Annotated in this window: 14 protein-coding genes; 4 read left to right on the top strand and 10 right to left on the bottom strand. The window is 70.6% G+C overall.

Annotated features, from left to right (window positions below; all coding sequences use genetic code 11):
• Positions 1-233 precede the first annotated feature (233 nt).
• Positions 234-2,399, bottom strand: a complete 2,166-nt coding sequence (locus KILIM_RS02575) for a DEAD/DEAH box helicase (protein WP_083875865.1) — start codon at positions 2,397-2,399, stop codon at positions 234-236.
• Positions 2,400-2,477: 78 nt separating this feature from the next.
• Positions 2,478-3,233 (bottom strand): lysophospholipid acyltransferase family protein, encoded by a 756-nt coding sequence (locus KILIM_RS02570; protein WP_006591052.1) that lies wholly within the window; start codon positions 3,231-3,233, stop codon positions 2,478-2,480.
• Positions 3,234-3,282: 49 nt separating this feature from the next.
• Between KILIM_RS02570 and KILIM_RS02565 the strand changes: the two genes are divergently transcribed.
• A complete protein-coding gene (locus KILIM_RS02565) occupies positions 3,283-4,131 on the top strand; it encodes a HipA family kinase (protein ID WP_006591051.1) in 849 nt (282 codons plus the stop codon).
• Positions 4,128-4,574, top strand: coding sequence for a DUF3037 domain-containing protein (locus KILIM_RS02560; protein WP_006591050.1), 447 nt, complete (start codon positions 4,128-4,130; stop codon positions 4,572-4,574). The genes KILIM_RS02565 and KILIM_RS02560 overlap by 4 nt, the downstream gene beginning before the upstream one ends.
• A 30-nt stretch (positions 4,575-4,604) precedes the next feature.
• Here the strand turns inward: KILIM_RS02560 and KILIM_RS02555 are convergent, their stop codons facing one another.
• The 7 genes from KILIM_RS02555 to KILIM_RS02525 form a co-directional block, all read right to left on the bottom strand.
• Positions 4,605-5,252 carry an SDR family oxidoreductase gene (locus KILIM_RS02555; RefSeq protein WP_006591049.1) on the bottom strand — a complete coding sequence of 216 codons (648 nt, stop codon included), beginning with the start codon at positions 5,250-5,252 and terminating at the stop codon, positions 4,605-4,607.
• 68 nt (positions 5,253-5,320) lie between these two features.
• A complete protein-coding gene (xylB, locus tag KILIM_RS02550; RefSeq protein ID WP_006591048.1) occupies positions 5,321-6,730 on the bottom strand; it encodes a xylulokinase in 1,410 nt (469 codons plus the stop codon).
• A 126-nt stretch (positions 6,731-6,856) separates the two neighbouring features.
• Positions 6,857-7,927 carry a zinc-dependent alcohol dehydrogenase family protein gene (locus KILIM_RS02545; RefSeq protein ID WP_006591047.1) on the bottom strand — a complete coding sequence of 357 codons (1,071 nt, stop codon included), beginning with the start codon at positions 7,925-7,927 and terminating at the stop codon, positions 6,857-6,859.
• Between the two features lie 3 nt (positions 7,928-7,930).
• On the bottom strand, positions 7,931-9,418 hold the full coding sequence (locus KILIM_RS02540; RefSeq protein ID WP_006591046.1) for a mannitol dehydrogenase family protein: 1,488 nt from the start codon (positions 9,416-9,418) through the stop codon (positions 7,931-7,933).
• Positions 9,415-10,284 (bottom strand): carbohydrate ABC transporter permease, encoded by an 870-nt coding sequence (locus tag KILIM_RS02535; protein ID WP_006591045.1) that lies wholly within the window; start codon positions 10,282-10,284, stop codon positions 9,415-9,417. The genes KILIM_RS02540 and KILIM_RS02535 overlap by 4 nt, the downstream gene beginning before the upstream one ends.
• The gene (locus KILIM_RS02530; protein ID WP_083875863.1) at positions 10,281-11,162 is read right to left on the bottom strand and encodes a carbohydrate ABC transporter permease; all 882 of its coding nucleotides are present in this window, start codon (positions 11,160-11,162) and stop codon (positions 10,281-10,283) included. Before KILIM_RS02530 ends, KILIM_RS02535 begins: the two co-directional genes overlap by 4 nt.
• 133 nt (positions 11,163-11,295) lie before the next feature.
• Positions 11,296-12,627, bottom strand: coding sequence for an ABC transporter substrate-binding protein (locus tag KILIM_RS02525; protein ID WP_006591043.1), 1,332 nt, complete (start codon positions 12,625-12,627; stop codon positions 11,296-11,298).
• A gap of 238 nt (positions 12,628-12,865) precedes the next feature.
• Here KILIM_RS02525 and KILIM_RS02520 point away from each other — a divergent pair, with 238 nt between their 5' ends.
• Both KILIM_RS02520 and KILIM_RS02515 read left to right on the top strand, forming a co-directional pair.
• Positions 12,866-13,852: a sugar-binding transcriptional regulator gene (locus tag KILIM_RS02520; protein ID WP_006591042.1), complete on the top strand. Its 987-nt coding sequence runs from the start codon at positions 12,866-12,868 to the stop codon at positions 13,850-13,852.
• Between the two features lie 22 nt (positions 13,853-13,874).
• A complete protein-coding gene (locus KILIM_RS02515; RefSeq protein ID WP_006591041.1) occupies positions 13,875-14,411 on the top strand; it encodes a YbhB/YbcL family Raf kinase inhibitor-like protein in 537 nt (178 codons plus the stop codon).
• 96 nt (positions 14,412-14,507) lie between these two features.
• Here the strand turns inward: KILIM_RS02515 and KILIM_RS02510 are convergent, their stop codons facing one another.
• Entirely contained in the window at positions 14,508-15,347 is an 840-nt protein-coding gene (locus KILIM_RS02510) for a TrmH family RNA methyltransferase (protein WP_006591040.1), read from the bottom strand.
• Between the last annotated feature and the right edge of the window lie 4 nt (positions 15,348-15,351).

Raw genomic sequence — 15,351 nt, 5'->3', positions numbered from 1 at the left:
GTCGTCAGTTTCCTGGATCAGCGCCCTTCGAAAGGCGCTCTCCGATACCCCTTCCCATGCCCCCGGGCGGCCGACCTCATGCACGCTGACGGCCCGAAAGCGCCGACTCTGCCCGGTCAATGACCTGAAGGCGTTGCCTTCGACTCCGATCTGATCCGAATGCTCGCGCGCCCGCAGCCGAGCATCCGCCTGTCGGGCGGTTCGGCGAGACGAACCGGCGTATGTGCTTTGGGTCACACCCGGCGGTGCACGAGGAGCGGGAGGATGTCGCCCGCCCCGGCGCGCCGCAGGGCCCGTGCGGCGATGGTGACCGGCCACCCCGAGACGGTCGCGTCCACGACCAGCAGCACTGTGCGCCCGGCGACCACCTCGACGAGGCGCTGCGGTGGCGCAAGCACCTCCAGCCACCGGGCCACCTGGTCGGGTCCAGCGAGCTCCCGGTCCGCCTCGACGCCGGCGGCACCCTCCGGCGCGGGCCAGGAGGCGCGCTCCAGCCGGCCCACCGTCGCACAATGGTCGGCGACCCCGGCCGCGACCTGACTCAGGCCCGCCGCCGCCAGGTCGACGACGACCTCCGGCCGCTGCGGCCACTGCCCACGCCAGGCGACCAGCGCGTTGACCGCCGCGTCGAGCAGCTCGGCAGGAGGTGGCGCGTCGCGCGTCAGAGCGCCCTGTCGCACCTGCAGCCACTCGGGCGCGTCGGCGTGCACGAGGACCCGACCCTCCTGCGCGGCCTCACCCGCGGCGATCCGCCCGCGCAGCCCGCTGCGCCCGCCGGGCCACATCCGCCGCGGCTCCAACACGGTGTGCTGGCCCCGCAGCACCGCGCCGACGGTCGCGACCGTCGCGGCGCCCGGCCGCTGCGTCCACCCTTGCGGGAGGCCGCCGGTGCACACGCTGCACCGCCCGCAGGGCCCGGCGTCGGGGTCGTCGAGCGCCAGGGCGAGCAACTCCATGAGGCAGGAACGGCCGGCGAGGTAGTCGGTCATGATGGCGGCCTCGCGGCGCCGACCGGCCAGGATGCCCTCGTAGTGCGCGGCGTCGTAGGTCCACTGCACCCCGGTGGCCACCCAGCCGTCGGTCTCGCGGCTGACGACCCGCTCGACCGCCAACTGCTTGAGCAGCAACTCGACCCGTCCGCGGCGCAGGCCCGTCTGCGCCTCGAGGACAACGACCGACTGGGGCTGCTCCTGGCCCGCCAGAGCCTCGAGCAGCCGACGGCACTGCCCCTCGTCGGGCAGGGTCGAGGTGGCGTAGTAGTCCCACACGCCCGCGTCGGCGCCGGACGGCAAGACGGCGACCGCGGCGTGATCGATGGCCCGCCCGGCGCGCCCGACCTGCTGGTAGTACGCGACCGGAGACGGTGGTGAGCCGACGTGCACCACGAAGCCCAGGTCCGGCTTGTCGTAACCCATCCCCAGCGCCGACGTCGCGACCAGCGCCTTGAGCCGGTTCGCGCGTAACGCGTCTTCCAGCGCCTCGCGCTCATCCACCGGCAACTGCCCGGAGTAGGCCGCGACCGGCAGCTCGTCTCCGTGCACGGCGCGGATCGCCTCGACGAGGCGCGCGGTGTCGGCCACGGTCAGCATGTAGATGATGCCCGAGCCGGGCAGCCGCGGAAGATGCTCGGCGACCCAGGCGTAACGGTCCAGCGGCGCCATCGGCTCAACGACCGCCAGCGACAGGGAGGCGCGCGACAGCGGGCCGCGCAGCACGAGCGTCTGCCCCAGTTGAGCGGCGACGTCGGCGGTGACGCGGGCGTTGGCCGTGGCCGTCGTCGCCAGCACCGGAGTCTGCGGATTCAGGTCGCGCAGCACGTCGGCGACCCGCCGGTAGTCGGGTCGAAAGTCGTGACCCCAGTCCGAGACGGCGTGCGCCTCGTCGACGACGAGCAATCCCAGCCGCCCCGCGAGGTGCTGCAACACGCGGCGCCCGAAGCCGGGATTGGCCAGTCGCTCCGGCGAGACCAGCAGCACGTCGACCTCGTCGGCGCGCAGCGCCTCCTCGATCGCCGACCACTGCTCGACATTGCCCGAATTCACCGTGACCGCGCGCAGGCCCGCCCGCTGCGCCGCGGCCACCTGGTCGCGCATGAGCGCCAGCAATGGCGACACGACGAGCGTCGGGCCGGCCCCCTGGGCACGACGCAGGGCGGTCGCCACCCAGTACACCGCCGATTTGCCCCAACCGGTGGCCTGCACGACGAGCACCCGCGCCGCGGGCAGCAGCAACGCCGCGACTGCCCGCTCCTGGTCGGCCCGCAGCCGCGCCCCGGGCCCGGCCAGGGCATGCAGCACCACCTGCGCCCGCTCGCGTTCGGCCTCCGGTAACTGCGGGCTCAAGTTCGAGTTCTGACTCTCGTCAAGGACCTGCTTCTGACCGTCGATCTGACTCCCCATCACGAGCCGCACGCTACCCGCGGGCACCGACAAGCTTGCCGATCGAGACGGAAAGCGCAGGCCAGGGCGCTAACCGGCTCAGGCCAGTCCCTTGGCGGCGCGACGGGCGGCGACGTCGGCCGCGTCGAGCTGCGTCGCCTCCTCCAGGGTCGGGGCACGACCGCCCAGGCGGGCGGGCAGGTACACCAGGTCGTCACCGCTCAGTGGCGGGTAGACGGCCTGGGCGGCGTCCAGCATCTGCTGCATCCGTGCCCGAAGCTCCTGCTCGACCACGGCAGCTTTGTCGGTCTTGGCGACGTGGATGGGCTCGCCGACGCTGAGGGTGATCGGCACGTTGGTGCGGCCGAGGTGCTTGGGGCGACCCTTGGTCCACACCCGCTGCGAGCCCCACAGCACGACCGGCAGAATCGGCACGCGCGCAGCTTGCGCCATCCGGATCGCCCCGGTCTTGAACTCCTTGAGCTCGAACGACCGCGAGATCGTCGCCTCCGGAAAGACCCCGACGAGCTCCCCGGACTTCAGCGCCGACAGCGCCGCCCGAAACGACGCGCTACCGCTCTCGCGGTCGACCGGGATGTGCTTCATGCCGCGCATGAGCGGCCCGGCCACCGGGTGCTCGAAGATCGTGTCCTTGCACATGAACCGGATGACCCGTTTGCTCGGGCGCGCCGCCAGCCCTGCGTAGGCGAAGTCCAGGTAGGAGAGGTGGTTCATGACCACGACCCCGCCGCCGGTGCGCGGGACGTGCTCCGCGCCCGTCACCGTGAACTTCAGGCCCTCCGCCGCGAACAACGCGCGGGCGAATCCGATGACTGGGGTGTAGACCGGCTCCATAGCCGCCCAGCGTAACGGCGGGTGCGGCGCGGCTGGCTACCCTGGCGCCATGCCTCCCGACTCGACTCCCAACTCGGCTCTCGACTCGGCCTCCGACACGGCTCTCGGCGCCGACCTGCGGCGGGTCACCGCGACCCGCTACGTGGTGCCGTTCCGCGAGGGCGGCTCCCTGCCCGGCCTGGTCGAGGCCGATGACTTGGGCATGTACGTCACCAAGTTCACCGGAGCCGGTCAGGGCGTCAAGGTGCTCGTCGCCGAGGTCATCGTCGCCGGCCTCGCGCGGGCCTTGGACCTGCCCGTGCCCGATCTGGTCGGCATCGAGCTGCCGGCAGCCATCGCCAAGTACGAGGCGGACGAGGAGGTGCAGGACCTGCTCAACGCCTCCCCCGGGCTCAACCTGGGTGTCGACTACCTGCCGGGCGCCTTCGGTTACGACGGCTCCCGGCCCGCCGCTGCCGACCAGGCGGAGGCGATCCTGTGGCTCGACGCGCTGACCGCCAACGTCGACCGCACCTGGGACAACCCGAATCTGCTCGTCTGGCACCGCAACACCTGGCTCATCGACCACGGCGCTGCGCTGTACTTCCACCACGGCTGGCCGTCGCGGCCGCCGAACCCCCAGCGGTTCGCCGCGCAGCGGTTCGACGCCGACCGGCACGTGCTGCGGGACCTGGCGCCCGACCCCGGCGCACGGCACGCCGAGCTCGCCGCCCGCCTCGATGACCGCACACTTGAGCGTGTGGTCGGCGCGGTCCCGGCGCAGTGGCTGGAGCCGACGCAGACGTTGCCCGACGAGCAGGCCCTGCGCACCGCCTACGTCGAGCACCTGCGCGCCCGCATCGAGGCCCCGCAGGCGTGGCTGCCCGGACCGGCGACGGCGGGCGGTGGGCGCCGATGAGCGAGCAGCCCATCCCCTACCAGTACTTTCTGCTGCGCGCCGTGCCCCGGCCCGAGCGGGAGGAGTTTCTCAATGTCGGGGTCGTGCTCTACGCCGAAGATCTCGACGCCCTCGCGGTCGCCTGGCATGTCGACGCCGATCGGCTGCGCGCCCTCGACCCGCGCCTCGACCTCGATGCCCTGCGCCTGGCCCTCGATCACCTCCAGGCCACCGCGACCGGAGGCGGATCGGCCGGGATGGCCCGCGCCCGTCGCCGCGGCGCGCTCTTCGGCTGGCTCGCCGCGCCACGCAGCACGCTCGTGCAGCCGGGCCCGGTCCACGGCGGCGTGTGCCTGCGTACACCCCACGGGTCGGGTGCGGGCGACCCCGAGAGCGACCACGACGTCGATCCGCTGACGGCGACGCTGGCCCACCTCATGACCCGCCACGTGCTGCTGCCCTGACCCCAGCCGCCCGGCCCTCACCCCCTCGGCTCAGCCGAGGATGGCCTGCTCGATGGGGGTCTGGCCGTCGCGGAAGTCGATGGTGCGCCCGATGGTCGCCGGCTCCTCGAGCACGGCGGCGATGACCTGGGCGACGTTGTCGCGGGAGGTGTTGGTGCCATCGGAGAACCGGCCCACGTCGATGCGCCCGCTGGGGGGCTCCACCGTCAGCGTCCCGGGGCCCAGGATCGTGTAGTCGAGCTCGCTGCCGCGCAGGTGGGCGTCGGCGGCGGTCTTGGCGTCGGCATAGGCGAAGAACGGATTGTCCCGCGGCACTCCGTGGTCCGGTCCGGCACCGATGTAGGAGACCATCACGTACCGCGGCACACCCGCGGCGTGGGCGGCCTCCATCGAGCGGATCGCCGCGTCCCGATCGACGGCGTAGGTGCGCTCCGGGCTCCCGCCGCCGGCCCCGGCGCTCCACACGAGCGCATCCTGGCCGCGGATGATGTCGGCGATCGCGGCGGTGTCGGCGCTCTCGATGTCGAACAGCAGCGCGGTCGCGCCGGTGGCTTCGACATCGGCACCGTGGTCCGGGTTGCGGATGACCGAGGTCACCTGATGACCCGCCTGAACCAGCAGCGGGGCGAGCCGTAACGCCACCTTGCCGTGGCCACCGATGATGAGGATGTCGGACATTGGAAGCGCTCCTCGAGGTAGGGAATCAGCCGTCAGCCATCAACCCAACCACAGCCCGCCTCGAGGGGTCAGCCGTGCAGGCCCACCCGCAGGGCCGCGTAGCGCTCGCGCAGTTCGGCGGACGCCTCGGCGTTGCCGGGCTCGGTCTCGGCCTCGATGGTGCGCTCCCACTGCGGCGGGGCGTCGGCCCCCGAGAGCGCCCAGGCCGCCTGCCGGGCCGCGCCGATACCGACGTACTCGCCCGCCGCGGGCACCGCGACGGGCACGCCGAACAGGTCGGCGGCCACGGCCCGCACGGCCGGGGACATCGCGGCCCCGCCGATGAGCAGCACCTTCTCGACAGGGGAGCCCTGTTGACGCAGCGCATCGACGCCGTCGGCGAGGTTGCACAGCATCCCCTCGACCGCGGCCCGCGCGAGGTTCTGCGGCGTCGCGTTCGTGCGAGACAGCCCCCCGAGGGTGCCGGTGGCTTGCGGCAACGCCGGGGTCCGTTCCCCGTCCAAATACGGCAGCAGGCTCAGGCCCCCGGCGCCCGGCTGCGCCGCCAGCGCCAGCCGCGACAGCTCATCGAGCTCGACCCGCAGCATCGTGGCGGCGGCCACCAACACCCGCGCGGCGTTCAGCGTGCACATCAGCGGCAATTGCCGCCCGGTCGCGTCGGCGAAACCGGCGATCGCCCCAGAGGGATCGGCCGGTGGGGTGTCGCTCACCGCGAACACGGTTCCGCTCGTGCCCAGTGAGACCACGGCCTGCCCCGCGCCCAGGCCCAGCCCCAGCGCGGCGCCCATGTTGTCGCCGGTCCCGGGCCCCACGATCATCCCGGAGGCGGTGCGGCCCACGATCTCGCTCGGCGCCGCGACCCGCGGCACCCCGCACACCCGCCCGAGGCCCAGCTCCAACAAGTCCGTGCGGTACTCGTTGCTGGAGGCCGAGAAGTACAAGGTGCCCGAGGCGTCACCGCGGTCGGTGACCCACTGCGACGGCCGGGCGCCGCCGTCGGCCAGGATCCGCCCGGTCAGCCAGTCGTGCGGCAGCACCACGTCGGCCACCTGCTCGGCCACCTCCGGCTCGTGGTCGCGCAACCAGCGCAGCTTGGTCAGGGTGAACGAGGTGCCGGGCACGAGCCCCACGGCGTCGACCCACGCCTGCGGGCCACCGAGTTCGCTGGTCAGGTCGGTGGTCTCCTTGGCCGAACGGGTGTCGTTCCACAACAGCGCGTCGTGCAGCACGCGCCCGTCGGCGTCCATGGCGACCATGCCGTGCTGTTGGCCCCCGACGGCGATCGCCTCCACCCCCTCGAGCAGCCCATCGGCGCCGGCCTGTTCGAACGCCTCCCACCAGCGCTGCGGGTCGACCGCCGTGGCATCGGGATGTCCGGCGCGCCCCGAGCGCACCACCGCACCGGTTTCGGCGTCGCACACGACGATCTTCGTCGACTGGGTACTGGAGTCGACTCCCGCAACGAGGCTCTGGGACAACGGATTCCTCCTGCGTCGACGGGACGCCCGCGTCCCGTGGGTGAACTGCTGGCGCGGCGAGGCCGGTGTCCGACCGGATCGGACACCGGCCTCCTTCGCCCGGTCAGCCTAACGTCGCCCGGCGGCTCATTCGCCGTCCTCGTCGAAGACGATGCACACCTTGCCGCCCTCGCCGGAGTCGGCGATCTCGTAGGCGCGCGACGCCTCCGACAGCGGCATCCGGTGGGTCACGACGACCTCCGGATGCAGCTGCCAGCGCACGAGCTGCTCGAGCAGATCCTCCATGTTGCGTACGGAGGTGACCCACGAGCCGTACAGCGTGATCTGCTTGTGGATTAGCAGGTCGGAGACGGCGAAGCTCACGTCGCCGCCCTCCCCGACGAAGGCGCACCTGCCCCACGCGCGGGTGTTGCGCAGCGCGCCGTGCCGCGCGGAGGCGTTGCCGGAGCAGTCGATGGCGACCTCGCACCCCAACCCGTCGGTGGCCTCGGCGACCGCCGCGTCGAGATCTTCCGGTGCCACGGCGACATCCACGAGGCCGAGGTCGAGGGCCTGCTGACGCCGCCCCTCGTTGATGTCCGAGCCGACGACGAACGTCGCGCCGAGCGCCCGACCGAGCATCGCCGTCGCCAGGCCCACCGGTCCCAGGCCGGTGACGAGCAGCCGGTCACGCCCGCCGACGCCGGCCTTGAGCAGGCCCTCGTAGGCGGTGCCGAAGCCGCACGAGACCAGCGCTCCGTCGACATAGGTCAGCGGCTCGGGCAGCAGAATGCAGCTGTCCTCCTCCACGAGGATGTAGTCCGCGTGCCCGCCGTCACGCTGCCAGCCATGCGCGGCGCGGAACGGCTCGTGGCAGCCCACCTCGTAGCCGCGGCGGCACTCCTCGCAGACCCCGCAGCCGGCGATGTGGTAGACCACGACGCGGTCTCCGACCGACATCCGCCGCACGCCCGCACCGACAGCGACGACCTGCCCGCACGGCTCGTGCCCGGCGATGACGCCCTGGTAGGCCTCCGCGCCGTGGCCGAGGTGCTCGCGGTAGATCGCGCGAATGTCGCTGCCGCAGATCGACGAGGCCTTGGTCTTCAGCAGCACCTGACGCGCGCCCGGCACGGGTACCGGCACGGTGACCGGCTCGACGGTGCTGTTACCCGGCAGGCGGACCCCCGCCATCGACTCCGGAAGCGTGTCGGTCACGAACTATCCCTCCATAAACTCGGTCAAGGTCGCCCGGGCGCCGCGCTCTCGCAGCGAGGCCAGGTGCGCGGTGTACGCGGCGGTGAAGCGCTCGTCGTCGGCGAGGTCGCCGAAGTAGTCCTCCATGCGCAGGAACGCGACGGGGTCGGTCTTGCTGGCCTGCGCGGCCGCCATCACCCGTTCCTTGTCGTTGTCGCGCACGTCGATCGCGTTGCCGTCCTCGTCGACGCCCTCGGCGTACCGGGTCCACGACGCGACGACGAGCGCGGCCACGTCGATCTCGCCGCCTGCCGCGAGGTTCTCCTTGATGACCGGCACCAGCCACTTGGGGATGCGGTCGGAGGACTCCAGGCACAGCCGGGACAGGTGATCGCGCACCGCGGGGTTGGCGAACCGGTCGATGAGCTCGTGCCGATAGGCGTCGAGGTCGACCCCGGGCACCTCCGGCAACGTGGGGCTGCCCTCGCGCTCCATGTAGCGCAGCAGGAACGCGCGGAACAACTCGTCCGAGCAGACCTCGTGGGCGTACTCGTAGCCGGAGAGGAAGCCCAGGTAGCACAGCGCCTGGTGGCTGGCGTTGAGCAGCCGCAGTTTCATCAGCTCGTACGGGATGACGTCGTCGACGAGCTGGGCCCCCGCGTCCTCCCAGGCCGGTCGCCCGGCCGGGAAGTGGTCCTCGATGACCCATTGGGTGAACGGCTCGCAGACGACCGGCCACTGGTCGGCCACGCCGAACTCGTCGGCGATCAGCTCGATGTCCTCCGGTGTGGTCACCGGCGTGATGCGGTCGACCATCGCGTTCGGGAAGGCGACCTCGGCCTCGATCCAGGCGCCCAGGTCGGAATCGATGAGCCGCGCGAACGCGCAGATCATCTTCTTGGCCACGTCGCCGTTGCCGGGCAGGTTGTCGCTGGACTGCACGGTGAACGGCGCCTGACCCGCCTCCCGCCGCTTGGCCAGCGCCGCGACGATGAACCCGAAGGTCGTGCTCGGCGTCGCCCCCGGCTCCAGGTCGGCCTGGATGCTGGGGTGGTCGGCCCGGAATTCACCGGTCACCTGGTCGACGAGGTAGCCGCCCTCGGTGATCGTCAGCGCGACGATCTTGGTGCTCGGGTCGGCCATGCGGTCGACGACGGCCTGCGGGTCGTCGGGAGCGAAGAGCACCGACAGCATGGAGCCGATGACCCGCGCCTCCATGTGCCCGTCCGGGTGCTTCTGCAGGAGGGTGTACAGCCCGTCCTGCGCGGACATCGCGTCGTAGATGCGCTTGTCGTGCGGCAGGGCGGCGACCCCGACGATGCCGTAGTCGAGCGCCTTGCCCTCGTTCATCAGGCGATCGAGGTACATCGCCTGGTGCGCTCGGAAGAACCCACCGACCCCGACGTGCACGATGCCGGGGGTGACCGCGCTCCGGTCGTAACTCGGCACCGCGACCTTGCCGGCGGCTCCGATCTCTTGCAGCGTTGCTTGCGACAGTGCGACTGCACTCACTTGACGGCTCCCATCGACAGACCCTGGACGAGCTTGTCCTGCGCGGCGAAACCGGCGATGAGCACCGGCAGCGAGACGACGAGGGAGGCCGCGCACACCTGCGCGAGGAACAGGCCCTGGCTGGTGACGAAGCCCGTCAGGAAGACCGGCGCCGTCTGTGCCACCGTACCGGTGAGCACGCGGGCGAAGAGGAGTTCGTTCCAGCTGAAGATGAAGCAGATGAGCGCGGCGGCCGCGATGCCGGGCATGACGACCGGAGCGATGACCTCACGCATGGTGCGGATGAGGCCCGCACCGTCGACCTCCGCGGCCTCGAGCATTTCCACCGGCACCTCCGCGAGGAAGCTGCGCAGCATCCAGATCGCGATCGGCAGGTTCATCACCGTGTAGAAGAGGATGAGCAGCCAGATGTTGTCCAGCAGGTTGGTACGCACCGCGAAGAGGAACAGCGGCAGCAGCGCCGCGACGATCGGCATGAACTTGGTGGACAGGAAGAAGAAGAGCACGTCGCTCCACTTGGCCACGGGACGGATGCTCAGCGCGTAGGCGGCCGGGAAGGCCAGCAGCAGCACCAGGATCGTGGAGACGACGCTGGCCATCAGCGAGTTGGCCAGGTAGGGCCACGGGTTGGCGCCGAAGAAGGCCTTGAACCCGTCGAGCACGATCGGGGCGAACAGCGAGGGCGGGTTGGTCGCCGCGTCTGTCTCCCGGTGGAAGGCCGTCAGCACCATCCAGAACATCGGGGTGATGAAGATGAGGCCGATGGCCCACGCCAGCAGCCCGAGCAAAATGTCGGACTTCGGCGTCTTGCGTTGCCGGATCTCCAGACCAGTGGACGTCTTCTGGCCGGTCGAGGTCATGCTCATCGGGTCTCCTCCTTGAAGAGGCTCAGCACGGTGCGCAGGGCGAACGTCGCGATGATGATGGTGCCGAGGACGACGATGACGCCGGCGGCGGACGCGACGCCGTAGTCCTGGGCGACGTAGAAGGTCTGGTAGATGAAGTACGGCAGGTTCGCGGTGCCGAGCGCACCACCGGTGATCGTGAAGACGTGGTCGAAGTTCTGCACGATGTTGATCGCGCCGAGCAGACCGGCCAGCTCGATGAACGGGCGCAGGTGCGGCAGCGTCATGTTCGTGAAGATCTGCCAGCTGCTGGCTCCGTCGATGCGGGCTGCCTCGACGACGTCCAGCGGCCGGCTCTGCAGGCCGGCGAGCAGGATGAGCATCATGAACGGGGTCCACTGCCACACGATCGCGGCGACGATCGCCCAGAACGGCCATTGACTGATCCAGTCCGGCTGGGGCGCGCCCTCACCGAAGATCCATGTCAGCGTGCCGTTGAGCAAGCCGTACACCGGGTTGTAGATCGCGTGCTTCCACAGCAGCGCGGCGGCGATCGGCACGAGCAGGAACGGCGTGATCATCATCGTTCGCACGATGCCCCGGCCCGGGAAGGACCGGTCCAGCAGCAACGCGATACCCAGTCCGATGAGCAGCGAGAAGCCGACGACCGCCACGGTGAGCAGGATCGTGACGAAGATGGCGCTGCGGGCCTCGGGGTCGGCCAGCACGATGCCGAAGTTCTGGAACCCGGCGAAGTGGATGTCGTCGGGGTAGTACGCGTTCCAGTTCATCATCGAGATGACGATCGTCGCCAGGAACGGGATCTGCGTCATCAGGATGACGATGATGAGCGCCGGCAGCAGCGGCATACGTCGCGCCCACGCCCCGGAGCGCTGCATGCGTGACTCGGTGGCCGGCCCGGTGGCCAGCGGGTTCTTCGTCGGGTTCTGGGCGACAGGGCTCACAGCTGGCCTCGCTCACGGTCGGTCCTGGGGGATTGGTCGGCGCGCACAGCGCGCGCAATCACGGCGATCACTTCTGATACCTGCTGGCCACGAGCTCGGCGGCGGCCTGGCCGCGGTCGAGCGCCTCGTCGACGCTCATCTGACCGGCGATGACCGCGCTGATGTCCTGGCTGACGCGGGTGCCCAGCGCCGGGAACTCGGGGATGCCGACAAACTGGATGCCGGGAGCCGGGCGCGGCTGGACACCGGGGTTGTTCGGGTCGGCGTTCTCGATGGCCAGTTTGGTCGGCTCCGCGAAGGCGCTCGCCACCTGCAGGTACTCCGGGATCTGGTACGTCGACGCGCGCTTGCCGGCAGGCACATTGGCCCAGCCGACCTGCTGGCCCACGAGCTTCTCGTAGTCCTTGCCCGAGGCCCACGAGATGAACTTCCACGCCGCATCCTTGCGCGGGCTGCCGTTCTGGATCGCCCAGGCCCACGTGTACAGCCAGCCCGAGCTCTGGGTCTCCTTGACGGGCGCAGCCACATAGCCGAACTTGCCGCGGTACTGGGAACCCTCCGCCTCCAGCGAACCCGCCGCCGAGGTGGCGTCGTACCACATCGCCGTGCGGCCGGTGACCATCGCGTTGAGGCACTCGGTGAAGCCGGACTGAGCGGCGCCGGCCTGTCCGTGCTCCTTGAGCAGGGTGACGTAGAAGTTCACGGCGTCCTTGAAGGGCGCCGCGTTGACCTGCGGGGCCCAGTTCGCGTCGAACCAGGTGCCGCCGAAGGTGTTGACGACCGTGGTCAGGGGCGCGAAGACCTGCCCCCAGCCGGGCATACCGCGCAGGCAGATGCCCTTCATGCCGGGCTCGGCACCGTCGAGTTGGGCCGCCAGCTCGGCGACCTGGTCCCACGTGGGGTTGCTCGGCACCGTGATGCCCTTGGCGTCGGTGAGGTCCTTGCGGTACATGAGGAAGCTGGATTCGCCGTAGAAGGGCTGGCCGTACACCGTGCCGTCGACCGACAGCGACTGCTGCATCGAGTCCATGATGTCGTCCTGGTCGAAGCCCGAATCGGCGGCGATGAAGTCGTTGAGCGGGGCGACCCAGCCGGCCCGGCCGTAGATGGGGATCTCGAAGTTGCTCAGCGAGGCGACGTCATACAGGCCGGCCTGGGCGCTGAACTCCTGGCTGATCTTGGCGCGCACGTCGTTCTCCGGCAGCACCGTGTAGTTGACGGTGATCCCCGTCTCCTGGGTGAACCGCGACGTCAGCCGCTGCAGGTCCACCATCTGCGGGTTGTTGACCATGAGCACGTTGACGGCGTTGGTGTCGTCGCGCCCGGCGAGCCCGCCCCCGCCGAAGCCGGCGCAGCCGCTGAGGCCGACGGTCGTGGCAGCTGCGACCGCCACGGCCACCGTCGTCCGAAGTCGTGTCCTCGACACAGGTCCTCCTCATTGAGGTTGCTCAGATGAGCGCGACAATGCACATCTGAGTTGATGCCTGTGCATTCAAGTGCTCCGGATACCTCGTTGTCAACATCCCGAAACACCCTTGTGTCCAGCCGTAATCAGACGGTGACCTGGAGCCCGTCGCGCACCTGAGGTCATCGCCCTACAGTGATCGCACTGCACGTACGAGCGGGAGTGGGTTCAAATGAGCGATTCTGCGAGTGCGAGCCCGAGTGCGGGCGCCGGCGCGGGCAGCGCCGGGGGGCCCCTGCACTACGTGCTCATGGGCACGGTGGCCCGCCGGTTCTACCTCGAAGGTGTCTCGAAGGTCGACATCGCCAAGGACTTGGGCCTGAGCCGCTTCAAGGTCGCCCGGTTGCTCGACGAGGCGTTGCGGACCGGGCTCGTGCGGATCGAGATCTCCCCGACGGGCGACCTCGATCTCGACCTCTCGACCCGCCTGGCGCAGCAGTTGGGGCTGCACGAGTGCCTCGTCGTGGAGACCGGCACCGATTCCCTGGGCGACGCGCGTCGCCGCCTGGCCGCCTCGGCCGCCGCCTACGTCTCGGAGGTCGTCGTGCCCGGCGACGTGCTCGGCATGACGTGGGCGCGGGAGGTGTACGCGATGGTCGGCCAGCTGACCAGCCTGCCTCCCGTGGAGGTCGTGCAACTGTGCGGCACGGCGGTGCTGCCGGACGACGACGCCAGCCCGGTCGAGAGCGTCGTGCAGGCCGCCCGCCTCGCGGGCACCAAGGGGCACGTGTTCTATGCGCCGCTCATCGTCGACGACGAAGAGGCGGCGCGGGCGGTGCTGCGCCAGAAGTCCGTCGCACAGGCTCTCGAGCAGGCCCAGCGGGTCACCCGCGGCGTCGTCGGCATCGGCTTCTGGGGGCAGCACACCTCGACGATCTTCGACGCGGTATCACCGAAGGCGCGGGCGCAGGTGCAGGCCAGCGGCGCCATCGGAGAGGTGTGCGGGGTCTTCTTCGACGCCGCCGGCACGATCGTGCGCCCCGAACTGGCGCGCCGGGTCGTCAACGTCGGCGAGGAGGCGCTGCTGGCGATCCCGCACACCTGCGGCATCGTGCTGGGGGCGGCCAAGGCACCGGCGGTGCGCGCCGCCGTCGCTGCGGGCATCGTCGACTCCCTCGTCATCGATTCGGCCCTGGCCCGCGTCCTGCTGGACGGCTGACGCCCGGCTAGGGTTGGCTGGTATGAACCTCGATCGTCCTCAGGCACCCGACCCCTACTCCCTTCTGCCGCAGACGGCTTCGTTCGAGCTCACCAGCCCCGAGTTCGCCGACGGCGAGGCGTTGCCGGCCAAGCACTCCTTCGGCGAAGACAACATCTCCCCCGCCCTGAGCTGGTCCGGTGCCCCCGAGGGCACCAAGTCGTTCGTGCTCTCCTGCTACGACCCGGACGCACCGACACCCTCTGGCTTCTGGCACTGGTTCGTCGTCGGGATCGACGGCACGGCCGGCGGGGTCGAAGAGGGTGCGGGACACATCGGCGGCGGGTCGATGCCGGGGCAGGTGCTGCAACTCCCCAACGACTTCGGCAGCCACGACTTCGGCGGCGCCGCCCCGCCTCCCGGCGACCGGCCGCACCGCTACATCTTCGCCGTGCACGCCCTGGACACGGCGGAGCTGGGCATCGAGCCCGGCACCAGCCCCGCCAAGGCGTCCTTCATGATGCTGGCCCACGTCATCGGCCGCGCCACCCTGACCGGCACCTACGAGATCGAAGGCTGATCTCCACCAACCCCAGACCCGCCGAAAGTCATACCTTCAGTCGAGGGTCAGAGAAAGCTCTGAACTTCGCCGCAAAGTATGACTTTCGGCGGGTGTTCAGCGGGTGGCGTAGAAGGCGACGGCTGACGACGCCGCGACGTTGAGCGAGTCGACGCCGCCGGTCATCGGGATCTTCACGCGGACGTCCACCGCGGCGCTGGTCCGTGGCGCCAGTCCGTCGCCCTCGGCGCCGAAGACGAGCGCCAGGCGCGGATGGTCGTGCGCGACGAGTTCATCGAGGGTCATCGCGTCGTCGGCCAGGGTCAGCCCCGCCACCACGTATCCATTCTCCTGCAACAGCGTGATGGCACCGGGCCAGGGGTCGATGCGCGTCCACGGCACCTGAAAGACCGTGCCCATCGAGACGCGGATGGAGCGCCGGTAGAACGGATCGGCGCATTGGGGGGTGACGAGCACGGCGTCGACGCCGAGCGCCGCGGCCGACCGGAAGGCCGCGCCGACGTTCGTGTGGTCGACAAGGTTCTCGAAGACGGCGATCCGCGCCCGACCCCCGGGGGCACCGCGCCCCCGGCCGCCCGAGGCCTGCGCGATCACCTCGCTCACGCTCGGCAGCACGGGCCGGTGCATCGAGGCCAGCGCCCCACGGTGCAGGTGAAACCCGGTGAGAGCCCGGATGACGTCGTGCTCGCCCACGTAGACCGGCACCCCCTGCGCCTGCGCCTCGGCGACGAGGTCGGCGAGGTCGTCCAGCCAGCGCGGCGCCATGAGATAGGAGCGAGGCCGGTGCCCGGCGGTCAGCGCGCGACGGATCACCTTCTCGCTCTCGGCGAGGTAGAGCCCGTTGGCCGGCTCGAGGCGAGTGCGCAGCGCCATGTCGGTCAGCCGCAGGTAGTCGGCGACCCGCTCGTCGGCCGGGTCGGTGATGGTGATCGGCACGGAC

It is taken from the genome of Kineosphaera limosa NBRC 100340 (genome assembly GCF_000298215.1).
GTDB lineage: Bacteria > Actinomycetota > Actinomycetes > Actinomycetales > Dermatophilaceae > Kineosphaera > Kineosphaera limosa.
This window is presented reverse-complemented; position numbering and strand designations above follow the sequence as displayed.